At 64.2% G+C, this 24,146-nt stretch carries 20 protein-coding genes; 5 read left to right on the top strand and 15 right to left on the bottom strand.

Annotated features, from left to right (window positions below; translation table 11 throughout):
* The first annotated feature begins 29 nt into the window (after positions 1 to 29).
* From NKH06_RS21045 to NKH06_RS21025, 5 genes are all read left to right on the top strand, one after another.
* Positions 30 to 2,441 (top strand): GcvT family protein, encoded by a 2,412-nt coding sequence (locus NKH06_RS21045; RefSeq protein ID WP_352893848.1) that lies wholly within the window; start codon positions 30 to 32, stop codon positions 2,439 to 2,441.
* A gap of 82 nt (positions 2,442 to 2,523) precedes the next feature.
* On the top strand, positions 2,524 to 3,777 hold the full coding sequence (locus tag NKH06_RS21040; RefSeq protein WP_352797531.1) for a sarcosine oxidase subunit beta: 1,254 nt from the start codon (positions 2,524 to 2,526) through the stop codon (positions 3,775 to 3,777).
* An 8-nt stretch (positions 3,778 to 3,785) separates the two neighbouring features.
* Positions 3,786 to 4,052: a sarcosine oxidase subunit delta gene (locus tag NKH06_RS21035; protein ID WP_352751712.1), complete on the top strand. Its 267-nt coding sequence runs from the start codon at positions 3,786 to 3,788 to the stop codon at positions 4,050 to 4,052.
* Positions 4,049 to 6,934, top strand: a complete 2,886-nt coding sequence (locus tag NKH06_RS21030) for a sarcosine oxidase subunit alpha family protein (RefSeq protein WP_352893847.1) — start codon at positions 4,049 to 4,051, stop codon at positions 6,932 to 6,934. Before NKH06_RS21035 ends, NKH06_RS21030 begins: the two co-directional genes overlap by 4 nt.
* Positions 6,927 to 7,466, top strand: a complete 540-nt coding sequence (locus tag NKH06_RS21025) for a hypothetical protein (RefSeq protein WP_352751708.1) — start codon at positions 6,927 to 6,929, stop codon at positions 7,464 to 7,466. Before NKH06_RS21030 ends, NKH06_RS21025 begins: the two co-directional genes overlap by 8 nt.
* Before the next feature lie 15 nt (positions 7,467 to 7,481).
* On the opposite strand, the gene NKH06_RS21020 is transcribed toward NKH06_RS21025, so the two are convergent.
* The 15 genes from NKH06_RS21020 to NKH06_RS20950 form a co-directional block, all read right to left on the bottom strand.
* Positions 7,482 to 7,967: a hypothetical protein gene (locus NKH06_RS21020; RefSeq protein ID WP_352893845.1), complete on the bottom strand. Its 486-nt coding sequence runs from the start codon at positions 7,965 to 7,967 to the stop codon at positions 7,482 to 7,484.
* A gap of 116 nt (positions 7,968 to 8,083) precedes the next feature.
* Complete coding sequence (gene msuE, locus NKH06_RS21015) at positions 8,084 to 8,644, bottom strand: FMN reductase (protein WP_352893843.1); 561 nt, start codon at positions 8,642 to 8,644, stop codon at positions 8,084 to 8,086.
* 72 nt (positions 8,645 to 8,716) lie between these two features.
* Positions 8,717 to 9,964, bottom strand: coding sequence for an SfnB family sulfur acquisition oxidoreductase (locus NKH06_RS21010; protein ID WP_352893839.1), 1,248 nt, complete (start codon positions 9,962 to 9,964; stop codon positions 8,717 to 8,719).
* A 24-nt stretch (positions 9,965 to 9,988) separates the two neighbouring features.
* Positions 9,989 to 10,795, bottom strand: coding sequence for an ABC transporter ATP-binding protein (locus NKH06_RS21005; protein ID WP_352439780.1), 807 nt, complete (start codon positions 10,793 to 10,795; stop codon positions 9,989 to 9,991).
* An 81-nt stretch (positions 10,796 to 10,876) separates the two neighbouring features.
* Positions 10,877 to 12,214, bottom strand: a complete 1,338-nt coding sequence (locus NKH06_RS21000; protein ID WP_352629842.1) for an ABC transporter substrate-binding protein — start codon at positions 12,212 to 12,214, stop codon at positions 10,877 to 10,879.
* 66 nt (positions 12,215 to 12,280) lie between these two features.
* Complete coding sequence (locus NKH06_RS20995) at positions 12,281 to 13,321, bottom strand: branched-chain amino acid ABC transporter permease (RefSeq protein ID WP_352439782.1); 1,041 nt, start codon at positions 13,319 to 13,321, stop codon at positions 12,281 to 12,283.
* Between the two features lie 3 nt (positions 13,322 to 13,324).
* Positions 13,325 to 14,224 carry a branched-chain amino acid ABC transporter permease gene (locus tag NKH06_RS20990; protein WP_352439783.1) on the bottom strand — a complete coding sequence of 300 codons (900 nt, stop codon included), beginning with the start codon at positions 14,222 to 14,224 and terminating at the stop codon, positions 13,325 to 13,327.
* Positions 14,221 to 15,156: an ABC transporter ATP-binding protein gene (locus NKH06_RS20985; RefSeq protein ID WP_023811539.1), complete on the bottom strand. Its 936-nt coding sequence runs from the start codon at positions 15,154 to 15,156 to the stop codon at positions 14,221 to 14,223. The genes NKH06_RS20990 and NKH06_RS20985 overlap by 4 nt, the downstream gene beginning before the upstream one ends.
* Positions 15,157 to 15,270: 114 nt before the next feature.
* Positions 15,271 to 16,374 (bottom strand): dimethylsulfone monooxygenase SfnG, encoded by a 1,104-nt coding sequence (sfnG, locus tag NKH06_RS20980; RefSeq protein ID WP_352439785.1) that lies wholly within the window; start codon positions 16,372 to 16,374, stop codon positions 15,271 to 15,273.
* A gap of 165 nt (positions 16,375 to 16,539) precedes the next feature.
* Positions 16,540 to 18,000 carry an FAD/NAD(P)-binding protein gene (locus NKH06_RS20975; RefSeq protein WP_128302821.1) on the bottom strand — a complete coding sequence of 487 codons (1,461 nt, stop codon included), beginning with the start codon at positions 17,998 to 18,000 and terminating at the stop codon, positions 16,540 to 16,542.
* Positions 17,997 to 19,169, bottom strand: coding sequence for an FMNH2-dependent alkanesulfonate monooxygenase (gene ssuD / locus NKH06_RS20970; protein ID WP_128302820.1), 1,173 nt, complete (start codon positions 19,167 to 19,169; stop codon positions 17,997 to 17,999). The genes NKH06_RS20975 and ssuD overlap by 4 nt, the downstream gene beginning before the upstream one ends.
* Positions 19,170 to 19,408: 239 nt before the next feature.
* On the bottom strand, positions 19,409 to 20,347 hold the full coding sequence (locus tag NKH06_RS20965) for a sugar ABC transporter substrate-binding protein (protein ID WP_128302819.1): 939 nt from the start codon (positions 20,345 to 20,347) through the stop codon (positions 19,409 to 19,411).
* Between the two features lie 14 nt (positions 20,348 to 20,361).
* Positions 20,362 to 21,357 carry an ABC transporter permease gene (locus NKH06_RS20960; protein ID WP_352893836.1) on the bottom strand — a complete coding sequence of 332 codons (996 nt, stop codon included), beginning with the start codon at positions 21,355 to 21,357 and terminating at the stop codon, positions 20,362 to 20,364.
* Positions 21,357 to 22,355 (bottom strand): ABC transporter permease, encoded by a 999-nt coding sequence (locus NKH06_RS20955; protein WP_352893834.1) that lies wholly within the window; start codon positions 22,353 to 22,355, stop codon positions 21,357 to 21,359. The genes NKH06_RS20960 and NKH06_RS20955 overlap by 1 nt, the downstream gene beginning before the upstream one ends.
* Complete coding sequence (locus NKH06_RS20950; protein ID WP_352893833.1) at positions 22,352 to 23,854, bottom strand: sugar ABC transporter ATP-binding protein; 1,503 nt, start codon at positions 23,852 to 23,854, stop codon at positions 22,352 to 22,354. Before NKH06_RS20950 ends, NKH06_RS20955 begins: the two co-directional genes overlap by 4 nt.
* Positions 23,855 to 24,146: the final 292 nt, after the last annotated feature.

Raw genomic sequence — 24,146 nt, 5'->3', positions numbered from 1 at the left:
GCCACACTGACTGGGTGGAGTGCGACAGGATGAAATCCCAATACAGGGCGATCGTCATCGGCGGCGGCGTGGTTGGAGCCTCGGTGCTCTATCACCTGGCGAAGTTCGGCTGGAGCGACGTCGCGCTTATCGAACGCGAGGTACTGACAGCGGGATCGAGCTGGCATGCGGCCGGCGGATTCCATGCGCTGAACGCCGATCCCAACATCGCCGCCCTGCAGGCCTATACGATCGACCTGCTCTCCGAGGTCGAGAAGGAATCGGGCCAGAGCATCGGCATGCACATGACCGGCGGCATCTCGGTCGCCTCGGCGCCCGAGCGCTGGGAATGGCTCAAGGCCTCCTACCGCATCTTCCAGACCATGGGCATCGACGATGTCCACCTGGTCGGTGTCGATGAGATCAAGCAGCGCTGCCCGATCCTCAACACCGACGGCATGCTGGGAGGCCTCTTTGCCGCGCGCGAGGGCCATATCGATCCCTCAGGCGTCGTGCACGCCTATGCCAAGGCAGCCAGGCTGCGCGGCGCCGACATCATCGAGCACAACCGGGTGCTGGAACTCAACCGCCGCGCCGATGGCGGTTGGGACGTGGTCACCGAGAAGGGCACGGTGATTGCCGAGCACGTCGTCAATGCCGGCGGACTGTGGGCCAAGCAGGTCGGCAGGATGGCCGGCATCGACCTGCCGGTATCGCCGATGGAACACCATTATCTCGTCACCGAGGCATTGCCCGAAATCCAGGCGCTGGACATGGAATTGCCGCTGATCGTCGATCTCGAAGGCTTCACCTACATGCGCCAGGAGCAGAAAGGCCTTCTGCTTGGGATCTATGAGGTCAACCACAAACACTGGAACATGGACGGGGCGCCCTGGGACTACGGCATCGAACTGATCCAGGAAGATACCGACCGCATCGCCGACGAGCTGGCGCTCGGCTTCAGCCGTTATCCCTGCCTGGAGACAGCCGGCATCAAGCGCTGGGTAAACGGCGCCTTCACCTTCTCACCGGACGGCAATCCGCTGGTCGGCCCGGTGCGCGGCGTGCCCAATTACTGGGTGGCGTGCGGCGTCATGGCCGGTTTCCTGCAAGGCGGCGGCGTCGGCAAGTCGCTGGCCGAATGGATGATCCATGGCGAGCCGGAAGCCGACGTCTACGGCATGGACATCGCCCGCTATGGCGACTTCGCCTCCAACCGCGAATACATCAGGCAGACCACCGGGCAGTTCTATTCGCGCCGCTTCGTCATGAGCTATCCCAACGAGCAGCTGCCGGCGGGACGGCCCTTGAAGACAGCCGGCGCGCATGACGCGATGGATGCCGCCGGCGCGCGCTGGGGCAATTCATGGGGCATGGAAGTGCCGCTCTATTTCGCGCCGCAAGGCTTCGTCGAGACACCGACGCTGAAGCGCTCCAACGCCTTCGACATTGTCGCACAGGAATGCCGCAAAGTGCGCGAAGGTGTCGGCCTGCTCGATATATCAGCTTTCTCGCGCTACGAGATCACCGGTTCGCGGGCCGAGGCTTGGCTCGACCGGCTGCTTGCCTGTGCGCTGCCCAAGCCGGGACGCGCCAAGCTCGCGCCGATGCTGGGCAAAAACGGCAAACTCAAGGGCGATCTCACCGTCTTCAACTGGGGCGATGGCTCCTGGTGGATCATGGGATCCTACTATCTGCGCCAATGGCATATGCGCTGGTTCGAACAGCATCTGGGCGACGGCGTCACCGTCCGCGACATTTCCGATGCGGTAGTCGGTTTCTCGCTCGCCGGACCCAATGCGCGAATGCTGCTCGAGCGGCTGACACACCAGGATGTCTCGCACGAGGCTTTCGGCTTCCTCGCCTGCAAGACATTGGATGTCGGCCTGGTGCGGGCCAAGGTCGGTCGGCTGTCGGTCATCGGCGAGCTCGGCTACGAGATCCATTGCGAGGCCAATGAGCACGCGGGCCTGCGCCGTGCGCTGCTGTCGGCAGGCAAGGATCTTGATGTGACCGAATATGGCTTCGGCGCGGTCAATTCGCTGCGGCTCGAAAAGAGCTTTGGCATCTGGTCACGCGAGTTCACGCAGGACTATACGCCTGATGAGACCGGAATGGGCCGCTGGATCGCTTTCGACAAGGGCGATTTCATCGGCCGTGAGGCGGCGCTGAAGGAGCGGCAGGTTAAATCCCGGCGCACGCTGGTGACGCTCGAAATCGACGCGGCGGATGCCGATGCCAGCGGCTACGAACCCATCTGGAACAAAGGCGGGCTCACCGGCTTCGTCACCTCCGGCGGCTATGGCCATACGGTCGGCAAGAGCCTCGCCATGGCGCTGGTCGAGCGCGAGGCGGCCGAGATCGATACGCAGTTGACAACCCACATCGTCGGCGTCGAAAGAGGTGCGCGCGTCATCGCTTCGTCGCCATACGATCCACTGGGCAAGGCGATGCGGGCATGACCGATCGAACCGGCGGCATCCGTGCAAAAGACCATGCAATGATTCACGTTCCCTTCAGAAATTCAGATCTGTCCGGCACGCCATGACCAGACGCTATTCCGCATTATCGCTGTTCAAGGAGGGCCTGGCCGGCCAGACTGGCTGGAAGCCGGCCTGGCGCTCGCCCGAGCCGAAGCCAGCCTACGACGCGATCGTCATCGGCGGCGGCGGCCATGGGCTGGCGACGGCCTATTACCTGGCAAAGAACCACAACATCACCAGGGTCGCTGTGCTGGAAAAGGGCTGGATCGGCGGCGGCAACACCGGCCGCAACACCACCGTGGTGCGCTCCAACTACTATTACCCGGAAAGCGTTGAGCTCTACGGGCTGGCGCACCGCCTTTACGAAGGGCTGGGCAAGGACCTGAACTACAATGTCATGCTGTCGCAGCGCGGCATGGTCAATCTGTGCCACTCGACCGCGGAGATGGAGATCGGCGCGCGTACCGTCAACGCTATGCAGATCAACGGCATCGATGCCGAATTGTTTTCTCCCGAGGATGTGCGCCGGGTGGCGCCGATCTACAATTTTTCGCCGGACGCGCGCTTCCCGGTGTTCGGCGGCATCTGGCAAGGCAGGGCCGGCACGGCGCGCCATGACGCCGTCGCCTGGGGCTACGCGCGGGCGGCGAGCCGGCTCGGCGTCGATATCATCCAGAACTGCGAGATCACTGATTTCATCATCGAAGGCGGCCGCTGTCGCGGCGTCCAGACGTCGCGTGGCGCGATCCGTGCCGACCGCATCGGCATGGCGGTAGCCGGGCATTCTTCGGTGCTGGCGGCAAAGGCCGGCTTCCGGCTGCCGATCAATTCCTATGCGCTGCAAGCCTGCGTGTCCGAGCCGGTCAAGCCGATCCTCGACACGGTGGTGCTGTCGCCCGGCTGCGGCGTCTATGTCAGCCAGTCGGACAAGGGCGAGATCGTCATCGGCGGCGGCCTTGACCGCATCCCTTCCTATGCGCAGCGCGGCAATCTGCCGACGCTGGAGGAGGTGATTGCCGGTCTTTTGGAAATGTTCCCGATCTTCGGCCAGCTCAAGCTGATGCGGCAATGGGCCGGGATCGTCGATGTCGTGCCGGACTCCTCGCCGATCATAGGCGAATCACCGCTGCCCGGCCTGTTCCTCAATTGCGGCTGGGGCACGGGCGGCTTCAAGGCTATCCCCGCCGGCGGCACGCTGCTGGCGCAGTTGCTGGCGACCGGCAAGCACAACGACATCAGCCGCCCCTTCGACCTCGATCGCTTCGCCAGCGGGCGGCTGATCGACGAAGCGGCCGGCTCCGGCATCGCGCATTAGAGGCAATCATGCAGTTGTTCCCTTGCCCATTTTGCGGCCCGCGTGACGAGACCGAATTCCACTATGGCGGCGATGCCGGCAACATCAGGCCTGACGGTGCCGACGTGCCGATCGATCGCTGGGCTGAGTACCTCTATCTGCGCGGCAATCCGAAAGGCACGGCGCGCGAGATCTGGGTTCACATGATTTGCGGCGAGTTCTTCGTCATGGAGCGGGACACCATCACCCACAAGGTGCTGTCTTCGGCCGCTCTCGACGGGGAGCATGCCGCGTGACCGCCTCGCGTCTTGCTACCGGCGGCAGCGCCATCGACCGCTCGCGCCCGATCCGCTTCAGCTTCGACGGCGCCACCGTGCATGGCTTTGCCGGCGACACCATCGCCTCGGCGCTGCTGGCCGGCGACGTCGCGGTCGTCGGCCGCAGCTTCAAATATCACCGGCCGCGCGGCATCTGGGGTGCCGGCGTCGAGGAGCCGAACGCGCTGGTCGATCTCGGCGGCAGCGTGCCAGCGAAGCCCAACACGCGCGCCACGACCGAGCCGGCGCGCGACGGGCTGGTGGCGAAAAGCGTCAACGCCACGCCCAGCGCGCTGGCCGACCGCAACGCCTTTCTCGACCGTTTCGCGCGCTTCATACCGGCGGCGTTCTACTACAAGACTTTCATGTGGCCGGACTGGCACAGGTTCGAGCCGCGCATCCGCGCCATGGCGGGATTGGGCACAGTCGACGCCGACTGGATCTCGCCGGGCACGGCGGACCAGATCAACCATCATTGCGATGTGCTGGTTGTAGGCGCGGGACCGGCCGGGCTGGCGGCGGCAAGGCTGGCGTCTGGTGCTGGCCTGACCGTCACACTGGTGGACGACCAGCATAGCCCCGGCGGATCGCTCAGCCATCGTGCCGCGGAGATCGACGGCAAGCCGGCGGCCGTATGGGTCAAGGAGACGATTGCCGAGCTTGCCGCTGGCGGTCACCTCATCCTGCCTTCGACCACCGCCTTGGGCATTTACGACCACAATCTGGTCGGGCTGAACCAGCGTCATTTCGACGGCCGGCCGGATACGCTGTGGCGCGTCAGGCCGCGCCAGATCGTGCTGGCGGCCGGCGCCATCGAGCGGCCGCTGCCCTTCGCCAACAACGACCTGCCGGGCATCCTATCGGCGAATGCGGCGCTCGCCTATCTCAGGCGCCACGCTGTGCTGGTCGGCCGCCGCATCGTTGTCGCCACCAACAATGACAGCGCCTATGAGGTGGCGGGGGCGCTTGCCGAGGCCGGCGCCGAAGTCAGGCTTGTCGACATCCGGCGCGACGGCACGCCTGCCGCGCCGGCCAATGTCCGGCTGGCCAAAGGGCGTTCTCTTATATCCGCCAGCGGCAGGCTGCGCGTCGACGGCGTGACGCTCGACGACGGCACGAGGTTCGATGCCGATTGCGTCCTGATCTCGGGCGGCTGGACGCCGACCCTCCATCTCTTCGGCCAAGCCAAGGGCAAGCTCGCCTGGAGCGAGGCGCGCGCGGCCTTTCTGCCGGGCGATCCGGTCGATAGCATCGCGGTGGCAGGTGCGGCTGCCGGCGCGGTTTCCTTGTCGGAGGTGTTTGCTGGCGCTAGCACCGCCGTTGCATCGCTCGGCCAGACGAAGGCTCCCCTACCGCGGAGCACCGGGCCGGAGGCAACGGACGGCATAGTCGCGGCATGGCCGATGCCGGGCTCGAAGGGACGCATCTGGATCGACTATCAAAACGACGTGACGGTGAAGGACGTCGAGTTGGCAGCGCGCGAAAACTTCGTCTCGGTCGAACATCTGAAGCGCTACACCACGCTCGGCATGGCGACCGACCAGGGCAAGACCTCCAACCTGCCGGGCCTGGCGCTGATGGCAGGCATCACCGGGCGTACGGTGCCGGAGGTCGGCACCACCACCTATCGTCCGCCATTCACCCCGGTGCCGCTGGCAAGCTTTGCCGGCGCGCGCGTCGGCGAATTGATGGCACCGGTGCGCCGGCTGCCGCTCGAAAATGTCCACCGCGCCAATGGCGCCGTCTTTCAGGAATATGGCGGCTGGCTGCGCCCGGCTCACTATGGCGGCGCGGCAGATGCGGAGCGTTCGATCGCGGACGAGGCGCGGCGCGCCCGTCAATCCGTGGCGCTGTTCGATGGTTCGACGCTCGGCAAGATCGAGGTGATCGGGCCGCAGGCGGCCGCATTCGTGGATTTCCTGTACTACAACACCATGTCGACGCTGAAGCCCGGCCGCTGCCGCTACGGCTTCATGCTGTCGGAGAACGGCGTGGTCTTCGACGACGGCGTTCTGGTGCGGCTGGACGAGCATCGCTTCGTCGTCTCGTGCTCGTCCTCGCATGTCGCTGCCGTTCACGCCCGGCTGGAGGAATGGCGTCAGGACCGTTTTGGGCGCGACGCCGTCTACATCCACAACGCCACATCAGACATGGCGACGCTGACCGTCTCGGGGCCAAACTCCCGAAAACTGCTCGAAACGCTTGGCCTCGGCCTCTCGCTCGACGATGCCGACCTGCCGCATATGGCGATCGCTCATGGCACCTATGCCGGCGACGATGTCCGCATTGCCCGCGTCAGCTTCACTGGCGACAGGAGCTACGAAATCTCCATCCGGGCCGATCGCGCCGAGCCGTTATGGGCGCAACTGCGCCAGGCCGGCCAGGCCTTCGATGCCGTTGTCATCGGCCTCGAAGCGCTGATGATTCTGCGCGCCGAGAAAGGCTTTATCGTCATCGGCAAGGACACTGACGGCACCACGCTGCCGCATGATCTCGGCGTTGAAGGCCCTCGCGTCAAACGCCAGAGCGAGTTCGTCGGCCGCCGCTCGCTGTTCACCGAAGAGGCCTCGCGTGACAACCGCTTGCAGCTTGTCGGGCTGGCGGTGCCGCAAGGCGAAGCGCCGCTGCCGACCGGCGCGCATGGCATCAAACGGATCGACGGCGGATTGCGCAGCCAGGGCTTTGTCACCTCGAGCTACCAGAGCCCGACGCTCGGCCGCCCGGTTGCGCTTGGCCTGATCGAGCGTGGCGCGGCCCGGCACGGCGAGGCGATCGACATCCAGCATCTCGGCAAGATCAGCAAGGCGACGATTACCGCACCTTGCACCTTCGACCCGGCAGGAGACCGGCTGCATGCGTGATCTCGCGGAAAAATGGTCCGTTGCACCGGACTGGCAGGGCGCGGTCATCGCCACGCCGGGCCTTGCGATACGAGCAGCCCTCGGCCTCAACCAGTTGCTGGTCAGCGGCAACCTCGACGCGTGGGCACGGGCTTCCGGTGTCGACGGAACTGGCGTAGGCGCTTTTGGCCCCGCACAAGGCGACCGCTATGCGGCGCGGCTGGCGCGCGACCGGTTGCTCGTCGTGTCGAACAGCCCCTTCGTCATCGCCACGGGCTGGCATGCAGACGGCTTCGCGGCGACGGCGATCAGCGCCGGGTTGCAAATATTCGAGGCCGAGGGCACGGCACTCGACGCTTTCATCGCGCGTGGAACGACGCTCGATCCCAGCCAGCCAAGTGCCAGTGCAGCGCTTTCCTTCGCCGGCATCAGCGCCGTCGTCTATCGCCATGACGGCAAGCTGCGCATCCATGTCGATCGCGGTCTTGCCGCCTATCTCTGGACATGGATGGAAATTGCCGTCGGCAACATCGCCGCCGGATCAGCCGCTTAGCCGGCGGCAGTGCGATCAGAGCGTGAACGACCAGAACAGGCAGGCCAGCGTCGCGGCGGCAAAGACGACGAAGAACAGGCTGCGCAACAGCACGTTGCGACGCAGCTCGTTCATGACGAAGTGACAACCGACGATCGCCGCCGCAAACAGGAACCGCCAGTTCAGCAATGCCCACACGGCGCTGCCCTGCCCGAACGCCCATCTGGCGACAAGACAGCCGACGATGGTCGCAACCAGTGCAATCACGGTCCAGAAGAGGGCATCGGCGGCATGGGTCAGGACGATGCCGGCCGCCCTGATCGGCAGGATCATCATCAGCATTGCGCTGAAGAAATAGACAGCGGCAATCGGGATGAACACGCCGGCGTCGGCGATGCCGTCAAGACGCCTGACGCCGATGGCACCATAGGGATAGCCGTGCCTGGCGACAGCCAGGCTCAACGCCATGAGCAAGGCGGTCAGCACGGCGACCAGTGCGAAGGATGTGAGGGCTTTGCTCATGACGTTCCTGTCCCAGACGAATCAGACAGGAACGTTTTTAGCGGGCAGTCGTAAATTGCGTAAGCGAGATCAATCACTACGCGAATTTCGATCGCGGCGTAATCCGCCGACGGCGTCTATTCGGCGGCGATCCTGCCTGCCGAGCGGTTGGCCAGCACGAAGCCGACCTCGTCGACCGCCTGCGCGGCACGCTTAAGGATCGCCTCGGAGTGTAGCACGCCGTCGGTGAAATCCTTGTCGGTGGCGTAGACGGCGGTGGGCAGCGCAAAGGCCTCGAAGAAGCCGAACAGCGGCCGCAGCTGATGTTCGACAATCAAGGCGTGGCGCTCGCCACCGCCGGTCGCCGTCAACACGATGGGCTTCCCCCGCAGCGCTGCCGGATCGATCAGGTCGAAGAAGTGCTTGAACAGGCCGGTATAGCTGCCCTTGTAGGTCGGCGAGCCGACGACGAGCACGTCGGCGGCGAGGACTTCGTCCAGGATCGCCCGGGCCTGGCTATCGAGGTCGCGGGCCCATCTTGCCGTGCCGAGCGACGGGCCGAGATCCTCGATATCATAAGTGGTCGCCGACAGGCTGTGGCTGGCGGCGATGTCCTTGGTGACCAGATCGACGAAGGCGCGCGTCTTTGACGGCCGGGTGATGTTGCCGGAAAAGCCGACGACTGTTGGATTTGACATGGCAGTGAACCTCTTGGGGTATAGTGGCCGAAAAATTTTGCTGTGGCGAGCCTCTCGCCCGCCGGTGAGAAATCAGCTCCAGGCGTGCAGCGGCGGGTTTTCGCCGTTGAGGAAATATTTGCCGAGGATGGAATATTTCCAGCGCACCGGATCGTGCAGCGTGTGCGTGCGCGCGTTGCGCCAATGCCGGTCGAGATTGTGTTCGGCCAGAGTCGAGCGGGTTCCCGCAAGTTCGAACAGCTTGTTGGTGGCGGCAATGGCGATCTCGGTCGACAGGATTTTGGCCTCGGCGGTGACGATCTGGGCGTGCGCCACCGCGTCGGCGGTCGGCTCGATCACCGCCCGGTCGATTGCCAGGCCGGCCTTTTCCAGCAGCGCCTGCGCCGCGTGCAGGCGCAGCGTCAGGTCGCCGATGGCCTGGATGGTGTAGGGATCGTCCCAGGCATTGTCGACGCCACTGTCGATCCAGGCTCGGCTCTTGGTCCTGACGAAATTGACCGTCTCGTCGATCGCTGCCTGGGCGATGCCGGTGTCGACCGCCACCTGGATGATCTGGAAGATGGCGCCGTCGGCGGTTGGCCTGTCAAAACCCTTGTAGCCTGGCACCAGATGCGTCTTCGGCACCTTGACGTTGTCGATGATGACGGTGCCGGACAGCGTCGTGCGCTGGCCGAAGCTCGACCAATCGTCGATGACGGTCAGGCCGGGCGCGCCGCGGTCGGCGATCGCATACCAGGCACGGCCTTGGTCATCGAGCGCGACGATCGGCACGAGATGAGCGAGCAGCGCGCCGGACGAATAGAATTTGCGGCCATTGACGACGACATGGTCGCCGGCATCGGTGAAGCGGGTTTCGAAATCGGCGGCGCGTTTGGAGCCGAACTCGGAAAAGGCGTTGCCGAACCGCGTGCCTTTCAACGCTTCGGCAAACAGCAGCTTCTGCTGGTCCGCGTCGGACACGGTGCGGATGGCGGCGACCACGCCGAGATGGTTCTGGGCAATCTGGCCGATCGAGGAATCGGCCGCCGAGATGATCTCGATCACCTTCGCCAGCGTCGCATAGGACAATTCCGGCCCGCCGAATGCCTTGGGCACGTTGATCGACCACAGGCCGCTTTGCGAAAAGGCATCGAGTTCGGCAACCGGCCAGATCCGCTCGCGGTCGCGCCTTGAGGAGTCCTTGACGAATTCGGCGGCGAGCGCGTGGGCGATAGCAATCGCCTCGGCGGCGTCCTTGATGATGTGCGCCGGCGCGGTCGGTCTTGCGACTGCCGGCACGGCGGCGGAAGCCTGGTCGGTCTTGACGGTCGAAACGGTCATTTCACTGCTCCTTGGGATTTCATTTCAGGCAACGGCATGGAGATGGGCTGGTTTGACGGCGGGCGAAGGCTGTTGCCCGGCGGTCGATTGACCGAGGTAGAAGGCCCTGATGTCCTCGCGCTGGCGAAGCTCGGCGGCCGCACCAGTGAGAACGGAGACGCCGTTTTCGAGCACAGTGGCGTGGTCGGCATAACGGAGCGCCACCGCCGAATTCTGCTCGGCGACCAGGATCGACAGGCCGGTCTCGCGGTTCAGCTTTCTGAGCGTCTGGAAGATGTCCTGGACGATGAGCGGGGCGAGACCCATCGACGGTTCGTCGAGGACCAGCAGGCGCGGCCGCGACATCAGCGCCCGGCCGATGGCGGTCATCTGCTGTTCGCCGCCAGAAGTCAGGCCGGACAATGTCCGGCGCTTTTCCCTGAGCCTCGGGAAATAGCCGTAGATCCGCTCGAGATCTTCGTTGATCTCGGCGCGGCGGCCGCTGCGGCCAATGCCGCCGGCAACCAGATTCTCCTCGACGGTGAGGCTCTTGAAGCAATGCCGGCCTTCCAGCACCTGGACCAGGCCGGCGCGCACGAGATCGCCCGGCTTGCGGCGCGAGACATCCGAGCCTTCATAGCGGATGGTGCCTGCATTGACCTGGCCGCGTTCGGCCGGCAGCAAATTGGAGACGGCCTTCAGCGTCGTGGTCTTGCCGGCGCCATTGGCACCGAGCAATGCCAGTATCTGGCCGCGCCTGAGCTCGAAGCTGACGCCATGCAGCGCCGTGATGGCGTGATTGTAGGTGGCATGAACCGTATCCACGGCAAGAATGACGTCATCGTCCGGCATGGGGCTCTCATTTTGTGGTTCGATGAACCGAACAGGCCGGGCGCTGCGGAACCCTATCCGCTGCGCCCGGCTCTGCCCTGATCAGTTGGTGGTCACTGCGTTGGCATCATCCGCGGTGCGCAGCTTGATGCCCTTCTCGGCGGCGTAGGCCTCGGCGGACTTCTCTATGATTGGCCGCAGCAGCGCCCAGTCCGGCGCGATCCAGTCGGAGACGACGTTCCACTTCTTGCCGTCCCACTGCTGGAAGGTCACGTAGCCCTCGCCTTCGTGATTGTCCCAGCTGACATTGATCGAGTGGAACAGGTCCTTGGCGCCAAGCGCCTCGACTTTGGCCGGATCAAGCTTGAGGTGCTCGAAGCCCCAGCGGACCTCGTCGCCGGTCAGCGTGCGGTGGCCGAACTTCTCCTGCGCGACGCGGATCGCCTCGACATTGAGGATGCCGTTGACGATGCCGAGATTGTGGTAGACCGAGCCGATACGCGCCTTGTCTTCGAGGTTACCCTTGCCGGCGCCGTAGACCGTCTTCACGATCTCCTGAACCACCGGGTAGGAGTTGCCGGAAGCCTGGGTGGTGATGGCGGTGTAACCCTTGGCGGCGTCGCCGGCCGGGATGACATCCTCTTCCGAGTTCGACCAGACATTGCCGACGATGTGATCGACGGGAAAGCCGACCTTGACCGCCGTTTTCAACGCCACCGGGTTCATCACGCCCCACCCGCGCAGGACGACGAAGTCCGGCTTGGCGCGGCGGATCGTCAGCCACTGCGACTGCTGCTCGTTACCGGGATGCGGCACCTCGATCTGCTGCACGGTGAAGCCGTATTTCTGCGCCAGCAATTCATAGATCGGGATGGTTTCCTTGCCGTAAGGCGAGCCGTGATAGAGCACGACGATCTTCTTGCCCTTCAGTCTGTCGATGCCGCCTTCCTTGGAGGCGATGTAATTCACGATGCCTGATGTCTCGCTGTAGGGATTGAGCAGCAGCGGGAAGACGTAGGGGAAAACGCGTCCATCTGTGGAATCGGTGCGGCCGTGGTTGACGGTGATCAGCGGCACCTTGTCGGCGGTGATGCGGTCGATCATGGCGTAGGCGATGCCGACCGAGAGCGGGTTCCAGGCGGCGGCACCGGCATGGCTCTTCTGCCGCTCGTAGCATTCGACGCCGCGCTCGACCTCGTACTGGGTCTCGCATTCGTCCCAGGTCAGCTTGACGCCGTTGACGCCGCCGTCGCGGATGTTGATGAGGTTGAGATAATCGATGAAGCCGCCGAAGAAGCCGGTGCCGCCGGCCGCATAAGGCCCGACACGATAGCTCTGCAGCGGGAAATACTGTTCGTCGGCGTGCGCGGCGGGCAAGGCCACCGACACGATCATCGCCGCGGACAGCGCCGCCGCCTTGATTGTGTTCAGGAAATTCATGGCTGAGGTACTCCCGGTATGGGCCGTCTTGGGTTCGGCCTCTGGTTCATTTTCGGATGCGTCAGCTCAAGTCGACTGCCAGGCGGACAGGAGCCGTCTTCGGACCCTGTCCCACAGCGCCACCAGCCCGTCGGGTTCAAGGATCAGAAACAGGATGATGAGCGCGCCCAGCACGATGCGCTGGCTCATGTCGAGCACGCCCGAATCGAAGAGATCGCCAAGCAGGAAGCCGCCGAGGCGCGAAAGAGCGAGCGGGAAGACCACGATGAGGGCGGCGCCGAAAAATGCGCCGCGGATCGAAGCCAGGCCACCGATGATGATGATGAACAGTATCTGGAACGACCGGTCGAGGTCGAAGCCATCCGGCTCGACGGTCCGCAGATACGCGAAGGCCCAGATGACGCCGGCGACGCCGATGATGAAGGACGAGATGGCGAAGGCAAGCAGCTTGGTCTTCAGCACCGGGATGCCGATGATGCGGGCGGCGGTTTCATTGTCGCGGATGGCGATGAAGTTGCGCCCGGTCTGCGACGAGACCAGCCGATGGGCGAGGAAGGTCAGCACGGTGACGATGGTTAGCGCGAAGAGATAGCGGCCGATGGCGCCGTCGAGCGCGAAGCCTGAAATCGACAATCTCGGCGCGTCGATGACGCCGGAAGCCGAGTTGTTGGAGAACCAGCTGAACTTGGTCAGCGCCCATTGCACGAAGAACTGCGCGGCGAGCGTCGAAACCGCGAGGTAGAAGCCTTTGAGCCGCAGGCTAGGCAGGCCGAAGACGATGCCGATCGCGGCGGCGACGATGCCGGCCAGGAAAATGCTGCCGATCAGCGGCAGGCCTTCGACGCGCAGGTTGAAATTATAGGCGGCGAAGGCGCCCGCCGCCATGAAGGCAGCACTACCCAGCGAAACCTGGCCGGCATAGCCGGTCAGGATGTTCAAGCCCACGCCGGCGAGGCTGAGCGCCAGGAACGGCAGCAGGATGGCCTCGAACAGATAGCTCGAGCCGATCAGCGGCACGACGCCATAGGCGAAGGCGAGCAGCAACACGGGCACGACCCATTTCGGCAGCACCGGCGCGGACGAGAAATCGCTTGTTATGGCGGTCATGGCTCAGATCCTCTCGACGAGCTTCTGGCCGAACAGGCCGGAAGGACGGATCAGCAGGAAGACCAGCGCGACGACATAGGCGAACCAGCTCTCTATGCCGCCGCCGAAATAGTCGCCGATATAAACCTCGGCGAGCTTCTCGCTGGCGCCGATCAGCAACCCGCCGACGATGGCACCGAGGATGGAATCGAAGCCGCCGAGCACCAGCACCGGCAGCGCCTTGAGCACCACCAGCGACAGCGAGAACTGCACACCGAGGCGCGCACCCCAGAGCAGTCCCGCCACCAGTGCGACAAGACCGGCAGCAGCCCAGACGGTGGCCCAGATCAGCGGCAGCCTGAGACCGACCGCGAGGGCCGCGAACTGATCGTCGGCGACGGCGCGAAAGGAGAGGCCGATGCGGGTGTAGCGGAAAAACAGCGACAGCAAGAGGACCATGCCGGCGGCAACCACTGCGGCAAAAATGTCGAACTGGCTGATCAGCACGCCGCCGATTTCCAGCGGCACGTCCTCGATGCCGAGATCGAGGCCGTGGACCTGCGTGCCCCAGATCAGCTGGGCGGCGCCCTCGATGATGTAGGACAGGCCGAGCGTCGCCATGAACAGTGTGATCGGCGGCTTGTTGGTCAGCGGCCGCAGCACCGTGCGCTCGATGGCGACACCCATGGCGACCATGATGGCGAAAGTGATCACCAGCGCCAGCGCGAACGGGATGCCGCGCTCGATAAGGCTGACGAAGGTGAGTGCCGCGAACAACAGCATCGCGCCTTGCGCGAAATTGAGCACGCCCGAGGTCTTGTAGATCAGCACGAAGCCGATCGCGACCAGCGAGTACATGACGCCGGAGAGCAGGCCGCCGACGAGCACTTCGATGAAGAACTGGTAGTCGAAATCGGCGATCATATGCCTGCCCCGTCCTCATTGTCCGAGGCGACGCCGAGGTAGGCATCGATGACGCGCTGGTCGTTCCTGACCTCGTCTGGCGTGGCGTCGGCGATCTTGCGGCCGTAGTCGAGAACGGCAATGCGGTCGGACAGGCCCATGACGACGCCGACATCGTGCTCGATCAACACCACGGTGGTGGCGAAACGATCGCGCGCGGCACGGACGAAAGCCGCCATCTCGCTCTTTTCGCTCGCGGTCATGCCGGCCATCGGCTCGTCGAGCAAAAGCAGGCGCGGCTGGGCGACCAGTGCGCGGGCCAGTTCGACACGCTTCTGCAGTCCGTAAGGCAAGGTGCCGACAAGACGGTCGCGAATGGCGGTGAGGTCGAGAAATTCGAGGATCTGTTCCGCGCGGCTGCGTGTTTCGCGCTGCTCGCCGCGCGAGCGGCCGATGCCAAGCACCTGGCCGGCAAAGTTGGAGCGAACCTTGTAGGCGAGGCCGGAAGCGACATTGTCGAGGACGCTGAGACCCTTGAACAGTGCAAGGTTCTGGAAGGTTCTGGCGACACCGAGGTGAGCCAACTGCTGCGTCGGCACCTGGGCATAGAAGGTGCCGTCGAGCCGGACGTGGCCGCGATCCGGCCGATAGACGCCGCTGATGACGTTGATCAGCGAGCTTTTGCCGGCGCCGTTCGGGCCGATGATGGCGCGAATTTCGCCTGGGTGAACCGACAGGTCGATATCGGCCAGTGCCACGACGCCGCCGAACGACAGGCCGATGCCCTGGAGCGAAAGCAGCGGAGCGGCGACACCAGCAACGGAGCCGATCGGCTCGCCGTCGTCTTCGGACTGCTGCTGCAGACGCGGGCTTGACGGCAGGCCGCGCGCAAAGACTTCCGGCGCATAGACCGAAGCGTCCATCACTCCGAGCGTATAACTGGGCAACGGCATTCCAATCGTCCTTGATTAGGCGCGCAAAACCTCATTGCCGCTCGACGGATCGAGCGCGCCGGCAACCTTCATGCGTGTACTGGCCGGACCGTGGCGGGCCAGGCTGCGGGATGGCTACTCCGCCGCCAGCGACGCCGCCGCCTCGGCGTTTTCCAGTTCGCGGACCAGCGGGATGACATGCTTGCCGAAATACTCGACCTCTTCCTGGAAGTGCAGGAAGCCGAGCAGGATGAGATCGGCGCCGGCGCGCTTCAGGTCGACGATGCGTTGAGCGACCTGCCTGGGGGTGCCGATCAGGTTCGAGCGGAAGCCGTCATTGTACTGGACCAGATCGTCGAAGGAGGATTTCGCCCAATTGCCCTCGCCTTCCGGCGAAGCCTTGCCGGCATTTTTCACCTCATGGCCAAAGGCGTTGACCGCCTCGGGGTTGGCCTTGGCAATGATTTCGGCGAGCACCGCCCTGGCCTCATCCTCTGTCTCGCGGACGACCGCGAAGGCGTTGACGCCAACCTTGACGGAATGGTTATTGGCCTTCGCCTTGGTCCTGAGGTCGTCGACCTGCTTGGCGATCTCGGCCGGCGTGTTGCCATTGGTGAAGTACCAGTCCGAGACCCGCGATGCCATGTCGCGCGCGGCGCGCGACGAGCCGCCCTGGAAGATTTCGGGCAGCGGCTGCGGCGGTTTCGGCTTCAGCGAATATTCGTTGAAGCGGTAGAAATCGCCACGGAAGGTGAAGCTGTCCTCGGTCCATATTCCGCGCAGCGCACGAATGAATTCCTCCGAGCGGCGATAGCGCTCGTCATGGTCGAGCCAATGCTCGCCGATGGCATGGAACTCGCCACGGAACCAGCCGGAGACGAGGTTGATCGCGACGCGGCCATTGGTGAGATAGCTGATGGTGGCGATCTGCTTGGCCGCCAGCGCCGGGTTCCACGGTCCGGGCAGGATCGCCGCGATGACCTTGAGCGTTGTGGTCGCCGCCAGCAGATCATGGCTGAACGCCACCGATTCATGCTGCTCGTCGGCGCCGTAGCCGGCGGTGAAGCGGATCTGGCTGAGTGCGTAATCAAAGCCGGACTTCTCGGCGATCTGCGCCAGCTTGCGATTGTACTCGGCCGAATGGTTGGTGCGCTGCTCGATGTTGGAGATCACAAGGCCGCCCGAAACATTCGGCACCCAGTAAGCAAACTTGATCGAGTCGGTCTCTGCGTGTGCCATGAACTGTCTCCCATTCAGGCCATCTCGTTGATCGATCCGACCGCAGCCGGTTTCGTCGGTATTTATTATGTTTATAGAATCTATATACAAAGAAGGATTTTCCGTTTTTGAGCCCCTCTTGGGACGGAAATACCAATTTTGCTCGGCCAACCCGGTTTGCCGGTGTCAGCTCATGACCGGACCCTGCGCGGCATTGGCGCCGATGGCCTGCGCTGACGGCAGCGTTACCAGCAGCTTGGCAATTTCAACCGCGACCGCCTGGGCATGGCGAGCGACTTCCGGCAGACCCATGAGCTCGCCGAAAGTCCCTCGTGCCAGCGGGCCGGCGACCAGGAGTGTCGCGACCGCCTCACCGTCCCGGCCGATCGCGCGGCTGTCGAGACCTGTCTCGATGCCAAGCCCATATTGGTCCGTCCTGATCAAGCCGGTTTCCGCCAGCGAGCTCAGCGCCGGGTTCAGCTGCAGCGCCTGCCCATGAGCCGGACCGGTGGTGTTGATGACGGCAGCGAAGCGCGCCGCCTCGATCCGGGTCTGCCCGCGCCGTTGAAAGCTGACAGCCAGGCTGCCGTCCTCATCGTTCGACGCGACAAGCCTGGCGGCAATGGTGTCGACTGTACCGGCGGCATGGCGCCGGTCGAGCACGGCGGCGACCTGCGGGGCGATCCTGAAACGATGCACGTCCCAGAACACGCGCAGCTGGCGGACCAGCCTTGCCCGCTCCGGCGGGGCAAGTGCGGCCCACAGCACCGGCCCCTGCAGGCGCAACTGGTCGAAGACCGACTGCCAGTTGACATTGGCCGCTCTTGCCGCTGCCAGCGTCGCGCGAATGGTCCTGAGCAGGCCGAGCGCCGTCGTCGCCGGCGCGGATGCAAAATCGCCAAAAGGCTCGCCCCTGACATCGGGGTGTCCGCGCGAGCGTAAGCCGCGGCGCGACAGCGTGAGGATGCGGCCACGATGGCCACGACGGTCAAGTTCGGCGACCATGTCGGCCGAGGTCAGCCCGGAGCCGACGATCAGCACCGAGGCGTCCGGCCCGATCCCGGCAAGCGCCGCGGCTGCGTATGGGTCGGCGATGAAACCCGGCGCTTCCGTCAGGTGGATCAACGCGGCTGGAATTGCAGGCTGCGGATGCGTTGCTGCTAGAACGACGATGTCGGAGGCGACCGGTCCGGCAGAGGTGTGCACGGTCCAGCCCGCGCCACTGGCATCGCGTGTCACGCGTGTGGCGGAACCTTCAACATGATGGACAAGGCCGGAATTGAGATGCGGCGCCAGATGCTCGGCAACATAGCGACCGAACACGCGCCGGCGCGGAAAAGCGTCGCCGTTCATCCAGATCGCATCCGGGTCGTGTTCGAGTTCTCCGCTGCCAGTCAACCAGCGTGCAAAATGCTGCGGGTCGTCGGGAGCCATGCTCATCCTGACCGCGGGAACATTGACCCGATGAGAGGGTTCCTCGCTGGAATAGGCAAGGCCACCGCCAATCAAGGGTCGCGGCTCGATCACGGAAATGGAAATGCGCTCCGGTCGAGGCATTTGCGCCAGGTGCCACGCCACCGCCGCACCGGAAAAGCCGCCGCCAATAATGGCGACGCGCAACCGCGAGGACGCAGGAAGCAAGTTCACGAGGCGCTGGCGAGCGACTTCGGCCGGTGGTCGCCGGCGATGGTTTCGCCGAACGGACCGGTGTTTACGGACGAGCCGGCTGCCTTGACCGGATGGTCGGTCGGCAGTTTCGGCAGCACCAGCTCGCCGAAGCGATAGGCTTCTTCGAGATGTGGATAGCCGGAAAGGATGAAGGTATCGATGCCGAGGCGCCGGTACTCGTCGATGCGCTCGGCGATCGTGTCGGGATCGCCGACAAGTGCGGTACCTGCGCCGCCGCGCACCAGGCCGACGCCGGCCCAGAGGTTGGGGGCGATCTCGAGCTTGGCGCGATTGCCGCCATGCAATGCGCTCATCCGCGCCTGGCCGACCGAATCCATGCGGGCAAAGACCTTCTGCGCCGAGGCGATCGTCGCGTCGTCGAGCCGGCTGATCAGCCTGTCGGCAGCGGCCCAGGCCTCCTCGGTGGTTTCGCGGGCGATGACATGCAGCCTAATGCCGAAGGAGAGCTTGCGGCCAGCCTTCTGCGCCAGTTCACGCATGCCGTCCAGCTTGCGCTCGACATCGGCTGGCGGCTCTCCCCAGGTCAAATATTTGTCGATCTCCTGCGCCGCCACCACGGACCCAGCGTCGGACGAGCCCCCGAAATACAATGGCGGATATGGCGTCTGCACCGGCGGAAACAGCAGCCGGCCGTCCTCGATGTGGAAATGCTTGCCCTCGTGCCCCACCGTCTCGCCGCTCAGCACCCGCTTGTAGATCTGCAAGAACTCCTGCGTCACCTCATAGCGTTCGGCATGCGACAGGAAGATGCCGTCGCCCTTGTTCTCCAGCGGATCGCCGCCGGTGACGACGTTGATCAGCAGGCGGCCATTGGAGATGCGATCCAGCGTCGCAGTCATGCGCGCGGCCAGCGTCGGCGACTGCAAACCGGGCCGCACGGCGACAAGGAAACGCAAGCGCTCGGTAATCGGCACAAGAGCCGATGCGATCACCCAGGAATCCTCGCACGAGCGGCCGGTCGGCAACAGCACGCCATAGTAGCCGAGCGTGTCGGCCGCCTTCGCCACTTGCGTCAGATACGGCAGATCGACCGATCTGCCGCCCTCGGCCGTGCCGAGGTAGCGGCTGTCGCCATGCGTAGGCAGAAACCAGAGCACCTTGATGCGGTCTGGCACGACCCGGCTCATGGCCTTTCTCCCGCTGCCTGGCGAAGGCGGCCGGATATGCCTGCTTTGGTGAGTAGCTGATGCGAAAGAGTGGGCATGGCGTGGTCCTGTCCGGGTGGAAACCAGATCGCCAGCGCAGATTGCTTATTCCACAAACTCTGTAGAGTTAGTTTATTCCAATTCTGTCGCCGCTATTAGAATTTCTCTCTCTGGCAAGGAAAGGGGGCCGGCCCGAATCCCCCGGGCCGGCCCCCTTCGTATCAGAACGCGGGTTCGACCGCGTTGACGTTGTCCTTGGTGACGACGGTCAGCGGGATGGGCAGCCGGTCCTTGACCTGCTTCCCGTCGATGATCTCGGCCATCGTGTTGATCGCCAGGCGGCCATCCTCGACGGGCGACTGGACGATGGTCGAGTACATCTCATTGGTGCGGATGGATTCGAACGCATCCTTCTGGCCATTGATGCCGACAATCGGCGGTGCGGCCTTGGAGGGGTTGGCCTCCTTCCATGCGTCGATGAAGCCGCGGGCCATCGTGTCGTCATTGGCGTAGACACCGCTGATCTGGTCGCCGAAGCGTGTGATCAGATCGCGGCTGACCACCAGTGCCTTTTGCTGGTCGAAGTCGGCATTGACCGTGTCGAGCACCTTGATGTCGGCATTGGTTTCCTTGAGACGGTCGGTGAAGCCGCTGACACGTCCGATCGTGGTGCCGTTGCCGGCCTGGCCGGCGATGATGACGACGGAGCCCTTGCCGCCGAGCGCCTTGCTCAGCGAGTCCGCCGCCAGCTTGCCTTCCTCATAGACATCAGGCCCGGTGAACGACTTGATGAACGGCTTGGCATCGTCGCTCATCGGCGAATTGATGAGGATCGCCGGAATGTTCGCCTGCTGCGCGCGCGCCAGTCCCGGTATGTAGGCCTGCGGGTCGAGCGGCCACAGGATGATGCCGTCGACCTTGCGCGCAACGCAGGTGTTGAGCTGCTCGGTGCCTTTCTGGACATCAAAATCCTGGCTGAGGCTCAGGATCTCGATGCCGAGTTCCGCGGCGCGCGCCTGAAGCGCCTTGTTGGCCGGCGTCGCATAGGCATGCGAATCCGCTGCCGTCACGTAGCAGACCGTCTTGGCGCTGGCCCAGCCCGTCGATGCCAGCACAGCCGCCATGGCGGCGACGTGAAGCATGCTTTTCTTGCCAATCATGTGTTTCCTCCCAATCATGTGGTTCCTCCTTGAGTGATTGGATTGTCGCGAACGAGCGCCGGGCGCGTGCCCGGAGCCCTCCCCTTGGTGGTAACGGCCCGATCGAGCACGACGAGCAGGATCAGGATAAGCCCGGACACGACCTGCTGGACGTATGCGGGAACGGACTGGAACTCCATCGCGATGGTCAGCGAGCCGATTGTCAGCACGCCGCCGAGCGTGCCGAGCGCGGATCCCCTGCCGCCTTCGAGACGAGTTCCGCCGACAACGACCGCGGCAATGACGGCGACCGTCAATTCCGAGCCGAAGACGGGTGAGCCGGTGTTGGTGACGAGGCTCTGGAGAACCCCCGCCAGGCCGGCAAGCGTGCCGGCAAAGACAAAGCCGAGAAAGACGATACGGTCCGAGGCGATACCGCTTTCCTTGGCAGCCGCCGGGTTGGATCCCACCGCAAAGACGTTACGCCCAGGTATGGTGCGCGTCAGCCAGAAATGCAGCAGCACGATCAGGGCGATGAACAGCGCGCTGCGGAGGGTGAAGACATCGAGATAGATCTTGGCCAGCGCCAGGGAAAGCATGATGTCGGTTCCGGTCACCGGCTGGCTGTTGGTGATCCAGTGCGCGAGCGAGCGGAAGATGAGCATCGTCGCGAGCGTCAGCACGAGCGAATTCACCTTCAGGCCGACGACCAGCATGCCGTTGACGGCGCCTGCCAGGGTACCGACCAGGATGCCGACGATCGCGGCAGGGAGGATGCCGATCTCTCGCTGCAGGATGACCGATACGATGCCGGCCAGGGCAAACACCGCGCCACCGGAGAGGTCGATCTGGCCCGATATCAAAAGCACCGTCAGGCCGATCGCGATCAGGCCGATCGTCGCCGCCCGGTCGAGGCCGAGGCCGAGGGTCGATGCCGAGAGGTAGCCGGGGACCACCAGTGCGGAAATGACGAGCGTCAGGCCCAGAATGATGACGACGCGATGCTGTGAGACAAGCGAAAGAAACCGCATCACGCCACCCCCCGCTTGCGCAGCGCCGCATCCATGCCGACGGCGCCGACGATCAGGATGCCGAGCACAAACCCCTGGATCGGCGTGCGCACACCGTCGAGCACCATGACGTTGGTCAGCAGCTGCACGAAGATGAGGCCGGCGATTGCCCTTGGCACGGAGCCGAAGCCGCCGATGATCGACACACCGCCGACCACCACCGCGGTGATGGCGCTGAATTCATAGCCGGCGCCGATGAGCGGCCGCGCGCTCTGCAGCGTCAGTCCGAGCAGGCCGCCGCTGATCCCGGAAGCCAGCGCCGTGATCACGAAGGCTCCGGCCTTCACGGCCTGCACCGGAACGGCGCTTGCCTCGGCGGCGCTGTAATTGCCGCCGGTGGCGAGCGTCCATCTGCCCCAGAACGAGCGGGACAGCACGAAATGGCCGACAAGGGCAATGACCAGGAAGATCAGCACCACGACCGGAATGCCGAACAGCCGGCCCTTGGCGAATTCGGCGGAAGCGGGATTGCTGCCATAGACGATGACGCCGCCGACAGCCGCCTGGACGATGCCCAGTCCGATCGTGCCGATGCCGAGCGTGGCGATGATGGGATTGATGCCGACATAGCCGACCAGGACCCCGTTGAGCAGGCCTATGAGGCCGGCAAGGCCGACGGCCAGGACGAAGGCGGGCAGCGGCCCGATCATCGGCTGCAGTCCGAGTGACAGGATGGCGCCGCAGGCGATGGTGGCCGGCACCGACAGGTCGGCCAGTCCGCCGGCCACGAGCACGAAGGTCATACCGACGACGACGATGCCGACGATGGACATCGAGGTCAGGACGTTGAGCAAATTGCCCGATGTGAAGAAGGCGGGGCTGACGAAGGAGCCGTAGAGCATCACGGCGAGGATGGCGAAGGCGAGCCCTGCCTTCGACAGGACGTCGACAAGCCTGTTGCCGCGCGTGAAGCGGTCGTTGCGTTTCACGCTGCTGATCTCCACGGCCGCATCGGTCACGCCACGTCCTCCCCCGTCGCCAGCGCCATGATGCGTTCCTCGCTCAGCTCGCTGCGCAGGAGAGGCTCGGAGGCGTGTCCATCGCGCATCACCACCACGCGGTCGCAGACGCCAAGGATTTCGGGCAGTTCCGAGGAAATCATCACCACCGCCATGCCGCCTGCGACGAGCTGGCCAATGATGTGGTGGATCTCGGCCTTGGCGCCGACGTCGACGCCCCTCGTCGGCTCGTCGAGGATCAAGACCAAGGGCTTGGCGGCAAGCCATTTGGCGATGACAGCCTTCTGCTGGTTGCCGCCCGACAGGAGGTTGATGCGCCGTTCGCCGTCGGGCGGCGAAATCGAAAACTGCTTCACACAGTCCGCCGCCAGCGCGCGATCGGCGCTGCGCCTGATGCGCCCGAAACGGCTCAGGCGGCGCAATATGGGCAGGCTGATGTTTTCCCGGATCGACATTCCCGGCACGATGCCGTCGCCCTTGCGATCCTCCGGTACATAGGCAATCCCTGCCCTGACTGCCTGGGAAGGCGAGTTGATCGAGACCTTGCGGCCGTTGACGCTGACCGTGCCTTCGACAAGCCGCGACAGGCCGAAGATCGCACGGGCAACCTCGCTGCGGCCAGCACCCACCAGCCCGGTCAAGCCCAGTATCTCGCCGGTGCGTACATCGAAGCTGACATCGCGGAAGCGCGTGCCGTCGCTGATGCATTCGACGCGCAGCACCGACTTGCCGATCTCGGCCAGACTTTTCGGGAAGACATTGCTGACTTCGCGACCGACCATCAGCCTGATCATGTGGGCGGCATTTATGCCTTCGATCGGACGCGTCTCGATCATTGAGCCGTCGCGCAGCACCGTCACCTCGTCGGCGATTTCGAGCACCTCCTTCAGCCGGTGGCTGATGTAGATGATGGCGATGCCGTCATCGCGCATCTTGCGCAGGATCCGGAACAACGCCGCCGTCTCATGCTCGCTGAGGCTGGATGTCGGTTCGTCCAGGACGATGATCCTGGGCTGCGCCGCGTAGGCCTTGGCGATCTCGACGAGCTGCTGCTGGCTGATAGAAAGGTTGCCGAGCCGTTCACGCGGGTTGATGGCCGCTCCAAGTTCGTCGAGGACGGCAGCGGCCGCCCGGATCATCTCGCCCTTGCGCAGAAAGGACCATTTGCCGGGCATGCGGCCGAGATAGACGTTCTCGGCGACGGTCAGGTCGGAGACCAGATTGATCTCCTGGTGCACCATGCGAATGCCGAGCGCCTGGGCGTCGGCGGGCCGGCGCATGCGCACCTCGGCGCCGCCGACCCTGATTGTGCCGCTGGTGGGCGCGTAGGATCCGTTGAGGACCTTCATGAGCGTCGATTTGCCGGCGCCGTTCTCACCCACGACCGCATGAACGGTACCGAATTTTACGGCGAAATTGACGTTGGACAGAGCCTTCACGCCCGGGAACGTCTTGCTGATGCCTCGCATGTCCAAGGCGCAATCGGCGGCGACAGTCATATCTGGCTAGGTTCCTCCTGGCGGCTGGCCGATCGTCCTCTGTATCGGCCATCGATATGTTAGTATAATAGTTTCTTCAACGCAGCTCGACCCCTCTTCGAACTGGCTTGAACATCCGGGCTTTTGAACACGCGGCTCAGTCCAGGCTCTCGGTTGCGGATTGAATTTCTCACCGCGGATGATGACTATTGCACTAATATAACAGTTCTGGCAAGCTGGATTCCGGCGGTCGTTATGGACATCGTGTCACCGACACCCGACGCTTCCATTGGATGCGTTCCAATTGACATTC

Source organism: Mesorhizobium sp. M1342, from assembly GCF_040317955.1.
Lineage (GTDB): Bacteria > Pseudomonadota > Alphaproteobacteria > Rhizobiales > Rhizobiaceae > Mesorhizobium.
Note: the sequence above shows the minus strand (reverse complement) of the source record. Positions and strands in the feature narration are given on the sequence as shown.